Below are 8,059 nucleotides of genomic sequence, written 5' to 3'. Positions count from 1 at the left end.
GGATTTGTTCATGGTCAAAAATAAACATTAAAAAATAAATTTTAGAATTGAATGAATTATTAACAAAACCTTGTAAAATCCAAATTTATTCTCAATTTTGAATTTCTTAAAAACACTCTTCATGTATAACTATCATATCATTTCTTCAAAAGTTTTAGACATTGTAACTATTTACAATATTTTTAAAGACAATAAGAAATTAAAGCTCTCTGACGAGCTAAAAAATAAAGTAGCTGCTTGTAAGACTTATTTAGACGCTAAGTTAGCGAACAATAAAAAACCAATGTATGGTATAAATACTGGTTTTGGCTCTTTATATAATGTAAAGATTTCTGATAAAGACTTAACCCAGCTACAGGAAAACTTGGTAATGTCTCATGCTTGTGGTACTGGAGATAGAGTGCCAGAATCTATAGTAAAAGTAATGCTGCTTTTAAAGATTCAATCGCTAAGCTATGGTCATAGTGGTGTTCAGTTAGATACTATAAATCGACTGGTTGATTTTTTTAACAATGATATTTTTCCATTTGTATATACGCAAGGTTCTTTGGGAGCATCTGGTGATTTAGCTCCTTTAGCTCATCTAGCATTACCATTGCTAGGAAAAGGTAAAGTTGTTCATAAGGACAAAGAATATGATGCTTCAGTTATTTTAGAAAAGTTTAATTGGAAATCTATTAAACTCGAAGCCAAAGAAGGCCTTGCGCTTTTAAATGGAACACAATTTATGAGTGCTTATGGTGTGTATTTACTAATGATGTCTCATAAAACGTCGTATTTAGCAGACATCATTGCTAGTATTTCATTAGATGCTTTCGATGGTAGGTTAGATCCTTTTCATGATTTGGTACATGCTGTAAGACCGCATCCTGGTCAGAGAAAAGTAGCAAGACGCTTTAATGAGTTTCTTAAAGGAAGTGAATTGATTGATCGTCTTAAAGAACATGTGCAAGATCCTTATTCTTTCCGTTGTATCCCTCAAGTTCACGGAGCAACAAAAGATACGCTCGATTTTGTAGAGAAAGTTATTTTAACAGAAATCAATTCAGTAACTGATAATCCTAATATTTTTCATGAAGAGGATTTAATCATTTCTGGTGGAAATTTTCATGGGCAACCATTGGCATTAGCTTTAGATTATCTAAAAATTGCTATGGCAGAAATTGGTAATATTTCTGAGCGTCGCATATTTCAGTTGGTTTCAGGATTGAGAGGTTTGCCAGCGTTTTTGGTGGATAATCCAGGTCTTAACTCCGGGTTTATGATTCCACAATACACAGCAGCTAGCATTGTTAGTGCCAATAAACAAATGGCAACACCTGCAAGTGTAGATAGTATTGTTTCTAGTAATGGACAAGAAGACCATGTGAGTATGGGAGCTAATGCGGCGACACAAGCCTATACATTAATAAAAAATGTAGAACGTGTCATAGCTATCGAACTCATGAATGCATCACAAGCCATGGAGTTTAGAAAACCTTTGAAAACCTCTCCTTTTTTAGAATCTTTCTTGGAGCAATATAGAAAGGTGGTTCCTTTTATAAAAGTAGATGAAGTTTTACACGATAATATACAAGCTTCAATTCAATTTTTAAAAGATGTCGATGTTGAGATTGAAGAATTGTTTTTAAATACTTATGGCTTGAAATAACTCTTGTTTTAGCACATAATTATTTCACAAGATTATCAGCCCAATTAAAAGCCTCTTCTATATTTGTGAATATTTCAAAAGGTTTATTAAAGAACATTTGCTCTATTTGAGCATTTATCTTAGCTTGATAATTGCTTGAAACGACTGCAAAGCCTTTTAAGTTTTCAATTTTAGAAGTTTCAAAATAAATTTTTGGATCTACAGAATAAGAATTTATTCTATGTGTAATATATACAAAAGGTTTCTCTGAAAAATGGTTTTCTGTAACTTCAACAAGAACACTATTATGATTTGGTGTTAGGTTTACTCCCTCATTTATAACCACAACAACATAATTATCATAGATTGACATTTTACAAAAATCGAAGGTTAGGGTTTTATTCATTGACTAAATATCTATTTAATCAATGAAAAGATAAAAAAAAACTCCTTCATATTGAAGGAGTTTTAATTATAATAGTTTAAATGACCTAAGATTCTGTTGTTTTACCAGGAGACTTAATCTTAATCTTTAATTCATCAGTTTTTGTATCTAAGTCCATTGTGATGGAATCTCCTTCATGTATTTTAGAATTAATAATTTCTTCAGCTAAAGCATCTTCAATATACTTCTGAATAGCTCTATTTAAAGGTCTAGCACCATATTGTTTATCGAATCCTTTTTCTGCAATGTAATCTTTTGCTTTTTCTGTAAGTTTTAGTTGGTAACCTAAATTTTTGATTCTATCTATAAGCTTAACTAGTTCTATATCAATAATTTTGTTAATATGTTCTTTTTCTAAAACATTAAAGACAATGACATCATCTATTCTGTTTAAAAACTCAGGAGCAAATGCTTTTTTAAGTGCGTTTTCAATCACTGCTTTAGCATAATCCGTTTCTTGAGCTTCTTTTGCAGACGTACCAAAACCAACTCCGGTACCAAAGTCTTTTAGTTTTCTGGCACCAATATTAGATGTCATAATAATAATGGTATTTCTAAAATCAATTTTTCGACCAAGGCTATCTGTTAAGTAACCATCGTCTAAAACTTGTAAAAGCATATTAAATACATCTGGATGCGCTTTTTCAATTTCATCTAAAAGCACAACGGCATAAGGCTTACGTCTAATTTTTTCTGTTAACTGACCACCTTCTTCATAGCCAACATAACCTGGAGGTGCACCAACTAATCGAGAAATAGCGAATTTTTCCATGTATTCACTCATGTCAATACGTATTAATGCATCGTCACTATCAAATAATTCTCTTGCTAAAACTTTAGCTAATTGCGTTTTACCAACGCCGGTTTGACCTAAAAATATAAATGAACCGATTGGTTTATTTGGGTCTTTAAGTCCAGCTCTATTTCTTTGTATAGCCTTTACAACCTTTGCAACAGCCTGATCTTGCCCAATCACTTTGCCTTTTATTAAATCTGGTAATTGCGATAGCTTATAAATTTCTTTCTGAGCAATTTTATTTACAGGAATACCCGTCATCATAGAAACCACATCTGCAACATTATCTTCTGTGACTACTTCTCTATGTTGTTTAGTGTCTTCTTCCCATTTTTCTTGAGCAGTAGCAAGTTCCTTTTCTATACGCTTTTCATCATCTCTAAGCTTTGCTGCTTCTTCATATTTCTGCTTTTTAACAACAGTGTTCTTTGTTTTTTTTACCTCTTCAAGTTTATTTTCTAATTCAAGAATCTGTTTTGGGACATCAATATTTGTGATATGAACACGAGAACCAGCCTCATCTAAAGCATCAATAGCTTTGTCTGGAAGAAAACGCTCGGTCATATATCGATTAGTCAATTTTACACATGCTTCAATAGCTTCATCTGTATAATCAACGTTGTGATGTTCTTCGTATTTACCTTTAATATTATTAAGGATCTCAATTGTTTCTTCAACAGTAGTTGGTTCGACAATTACCTTTTGAAAACGACGCTCTAACGCTCCATCTTTTTCTATGTATTGTCTATACTCATCTAAAGTTGTAGCACCAATACATTGTATTTCGCCTCTTGCAAGAGCAGGTTTAAACATATTAGACGCATCTAGGCTCCCTGTAGCACCACCTGCTCCAACTATGGTATGAATTTCATCTATAAAAAGAATAATATCATCATTCTTTTCAAGTTCATTCATTACAGCTTTCATGCGTTCTTCAAACTGTCCTCTGTATTTAGTTCCAGCAACTAAGCTAGCTAAATCTAAAGTTACAACACGTTTGTTAAATAGGGTACGTGATACTTTTCGTTTTATAATTCTTAATGCAAGTCCTTCAGCAATTGCAGATTTACCAACACCTGGTTCTCCTATTAATAAAGGATTATTTTTCTTTCTTCGACTTAATATTTGTGAAACACGTTGTATTTCTTTTTCTCGTCCTACTACAGGGTCTAATTTCCCTTCTTCAGCGAGTACTGTTAAGTCTCTTCCAAAGTTGTCTAAAACAGGTGTTTTAGACTTCTTATTTGTTTTGCTAGACTGACTACCAAAAGGATTCTGTTTTGCATCATCATCTTCTTCATTTACATCATCATCAGAAAACGATTCTGCTTTTGGAGTGTCTAAATAATCATCTTCGCTAGTAATCATAGATTTAAATTCTTCTTTTACGTTATCATAGTCAACCTTAAGCTTGTTTAAAAGCTTTGTCGTAGGATCATTTTCATTTCTTAAAATGCACAATAACAAATGTGCTGTATTTATGGAGGTACTCTGAAACAACTTGGCTTCTAAAAATGTGGTCTTCAAGGCACGCTCAGCTTGTCTTGTAAGGTGTAAGTTCTTCTTTTCGTTAGATGTTGTAACTATATTAGGATTAGCAGGACTCAATATCTCTACTTTACGACGAAGATGATTGAGATCAACCTCTAACGCACTTAATATATCTATAGCCTTACCATTGCCATCTCTTAATAGACCCAACATTAAATGTTCGGTACCAATAAAGTCGTGACCTAAACGCAAGGCTTCTTCTTTGCTATAAGCTATAACATCTTTAACTCTTGGTGAAAAATTATCATCCATAGTAAATTCCTTTCTGCATTAAAAATAATAAAAACATATTGGTATAGAGCAAAAACTATACCTTAATTAAATGTTGTAAACGAAGAGACTAAAAAAGCATTTTATATCAAAGCAAATAGACAGATACTTATTAACGAAAAAGATATCAAATATTGTTAATAAATACTCCTAAAAATCACTTTTCAATTCTCTTTAAACACTCATAAATTGGTTATATTAGCACGTTTTGAAAATCTACAAAAAAATTAATTAATTTTATATATGGCAGAAGGAGAAAAACTCATTCCAATTAACATCGAAGATGAAATGAAATCGGCTTACATTGATTACTCAATGTCAGTCATTGTGTCACGTGCTTTACCAGATGTAAGAGATGGTTTAAAGCCAGTTCACAGACGTGTACTTTACGGTATGCACGAACTGGGTGTTAGAGCAAATAGTGCACATAAAAAATCGGCAAGAATAGTCGGTGAAGTTTTAGGTAAATATCACCCACATGGTGATACTTCAGTTTATGATGCAATGGTGCGAATGGCTCAAGAATGGAGCTTACGTTATATGTTAGTTGATGGACAAGGTAACTTTGGATCTGTAGATGGTGATAGTCCAGCAGCAATGCGTTATACTGAAGCACGTATGCGTAAGATATCTGAAGACATGTTGGCAGATATCGACAAGGAGACTGTAGATCATAAGTTGAATTTTGATGATACTTTAGAAGAACCAACGGTTTTACCTACACGTATTCCAGGACTTTTAGTCAATGGAGCATCTGGTATTGCTGTTGGTATGGCAACGAATATGCCTCCGCATAACTTAACAGAAGTTGTTGATGGTACAATTGCTTACATAGAAAATAATGATATAGATATTGATGGATTAATGCAATTCATCAAAGCACCAGATTTTCCTACTGGTGGAACTATATATGGTTATGATGGTGTAAAGGAAGCTTTTCATACAGGTCGTGGAAGGATTGTAATGCGAGGTAATGCTATTATAGAAGAGGTGCAAGGTAGAGAATGTGTCATTGTCACAGAAATTCCATACCAAGTTAATAAAGCAGACATGATTAAGAAGACTGCTGATTTGGTCAATGATAAAAAGCTAGAAGGTATTTCTACCATTAGAGATGAATCGGATAGAAACGGAATGCGTATCGTTTACATTTTAAAACGTGATGCAATTCCTAATATTGTTCTTAATAAACTATATAAGTACACAGCTTTACAATCGTCATTTAGTGTAAATAATATTGCACTCGTAAATGGCCGTCCACAAATGCTTAATTTAAAAGAACTTATACATTATTTTGTAGAACACAGACATGAAGTCGTTGTAAGGCGTACAACTTATGAATTGCGCAAAGCTGAAGAACGAGCTCACATATTAGAAGGCTTAATTATAGCTTCAGATAATATTGATGAGGTAATTGCACTTATAAGAGCATCTGATAATGCAGATGAAGCAAGAGCAAAGTTAATTGAGCGTTTTGAATTAAGTGAAATACAAGCGAAAGCTATAGTAGAAATGCGTCTGCGTCAATTAACAGGATTAGAACAAAATAAACTGCGTGCAGAGTATGATACTTTAATGACTACTATAGAAGACTTAAAAGATATTCTAGAGAAGAAAGAGCGTCGTATGGATATCATTAAATCCGAATTAGAAGTTGTAAGAGATAAATATGGTGATGACCGACGTTCTGTAATAGAATATGCAGGTGGTGACTTAAGTATTGAAGATATGATACCAGATGAGAAAGTTGTGATTACAATTTCTCATGCAGGTTATATAAAACGTACTTCTCTTACTGAATATAAAACACAGAATAGAGGAGGAGTTGGTCAAAAAGCATCTACTACTCGTAATGAAGATTTCTTAGAACATTTATTTGTAGGTACTAACCACCAATATATGTTGTTCTTTACTCAAAAAGGAAAATGTTTCTGGATGCGCGTTTATGAAATACCAGAAGGATTAAAGACTTCTAAAGGTAGAGCTATCCAAAACCTTATAAATATTGAACAAGATGATAAAGTTATGGCCTTTATCTGTACACAAGATTTAAAAGACCAAGAGTATATTAATAGTCACTATGTGATTATGGCAACTAAGAAAGGTCAGGTTAAAAAAACATCTTTAGAACAGTATTCTAGGCCAAGAACTAATGGTATTAATGCCATTACAATTAAAGAAGATGATGTTTTATTAGAGGCTAAATTAACTACAGGAGAAAGTCAGGTGATGTTGGCGCTTAAGTCTGGTAAAGCTATTCGTTTTGAAGAAGCTAAAACTAGACCAATGGGTCGTAATGCATCTGGTGTTAGAGGAATTAGACTTCAGAATGAAAAGACTGATGAAGTAATCGGTATGATTGCAGTAGATGATATGGAAAGCAATATTCTTGTAGTTTCAGAAAATGGCTATGGGAAACGTTCAAGTCTAGAAGATTATAGAATTACCAATCGTGGTGGAAAAGGGGTAAAAACAATTTCTATTACAGAAAAAACTGGTAACTTAGTGTCTATTAAAAATGTAACCGATGATGACGATTTAATGATTATCAATAAATCTGGTATTGCGATACGTATGACAGTAGCTGATTTACGAGTTATGGGAAGAGCAACACAAGGTGTAAAATTAATAAACCTAAAAGGTAGTGATTCTATAGCAGCTGTTGCTAAAGTTATGAAAGACGATGAGGAAGATGCTGAAGGTATCGATTCTGAAGCAACTGATAGTCATGGATCTAATGAAGATGGCACGGCTATTGATAATAATGAAACAGAAAACTAAAAATTAACAACAAAACTATTTATTACAAGATGAAAAAATTAATGACATTTGTGCTGCTCTTGGCTATTACAACAATGTCTTTTGCACAAAAGAACGAGGTAAAGGCAATTGAGAAAGCACTTAAGAATTCGAATTTTGCTGATGCTAAATCAGCGGTTTCTTTAGCTGAAGCATTAATGGGAAATATGGATGATAAAACTAAAGCAAAGTTTTATTTACTCAAAGCTAAAGCATTATATGCAAATGGTGCAGGTACAGATGTTAATATCGATGAAGCTATTACAACTTTAGACGAGTTAAAAGACTTAGAATCTAAAATAGGTAAATTAAAATATACCAAAGAGGCTAATGAAATATCAGCAGAAATGCTTAATTCTTTTTTTACAAAGGCTAATAATGCTTTTAATAATAAGAATTTTAAATTAGCAGCTAAACGCTTTGAGAAAGTATACAAAATGTCACCAAAAGACACCTTATACTTGTATTATGCAGCATCATCTGCTGTTACTGCTAAGGATTATGACACGGCATTAGATTATTATGTACAACTCAAGAATTTAGGGTATACTGGAATTGCGTTAAATTA

4 protein-coding genes and 1 pseudogene are annotated in these 8,059 nt (G+C 32.9%); 3 read left to right on the top strand and 2 right to left on the bottom strand.

Annotated elements, in window-relative coordinates:
* Positions 1-121: 121 nt before the first annotated feature.
* The gene (hutH, locus tag AAC053_RS12855) at positions 122-1,651 is read left to right on the top strand and encodes a histidine ammonia-lyase (protein ID WP_339757359.1); all 1,530 of its coding nucleotides are present in this window, start codon (positions 122-124) and stop codon (positions 1,649-1,651) included.
* Between the two features lie 19 nt (positions 1,652-1,670).
* On the opposite strand, the gene AAC053_RS12850 is transcribed toward hutH, so the two are convergent.
* On the bottom strand, positions 1,671-2,036 hold the full coding sequence (locus AAC053_RS12850) for a hypothetical protein (RefSeq protein WP_339757358.1): 366 nt from the start codon (positions 2,034-2,036) through the stop codon (positions 1,671-1,673).
* An 85-nt stretch (positions 2,037-2,121) separates the two neighbouring features.
* A complete protein-coding gene (locus tag AAC053_RS12845) occupies positions 2,122-4,674 on the bottom strand; it encodes an ATP-dependent Clp protease ATP-binding subunit (protein ID WP_339757356.1) in 2,553 nt (850 codons plus the stop codon).
* Between the two features lie 261 nt (positions 4,675-4,935).
* On the opposite strand from AAC053_RS12845, the gene gyrA reads away from it, so the two are divergent.
* Positions 4,936-7,473, top strand: coding sequence for a DNA gyrase subunit A (gyrA, locus tag AAC053_RS12840; protein WP_339757353.1), 2,538 nt, complete (start codon positions 4,936-4,938; stop codon positions 7,471-7,473).
* Between the two features lie 29 nt (positions 7,474-7,502).
* A pseudogene (locus tag AAC053_RS12835) lies at positions 7,503-8,059 on the top strand (hypothetical protein); the annotation flags it as partial.

The sequence above is a fragment of the uncultured Winogradskyella sp. genome (genome assembly GCF_963975125.1).
In the GTDB taxonomy this organism is placed as follows: Bacteria; Bacteroidota; Bacteroidia; order Flavobacteriales; family Flavobacteriaceae; genus Winogradskyella.
Note: the sequence above shows the minus strand (reverse complement) of the source record. Positions and strands in the feature narration are given on the sequence as shown.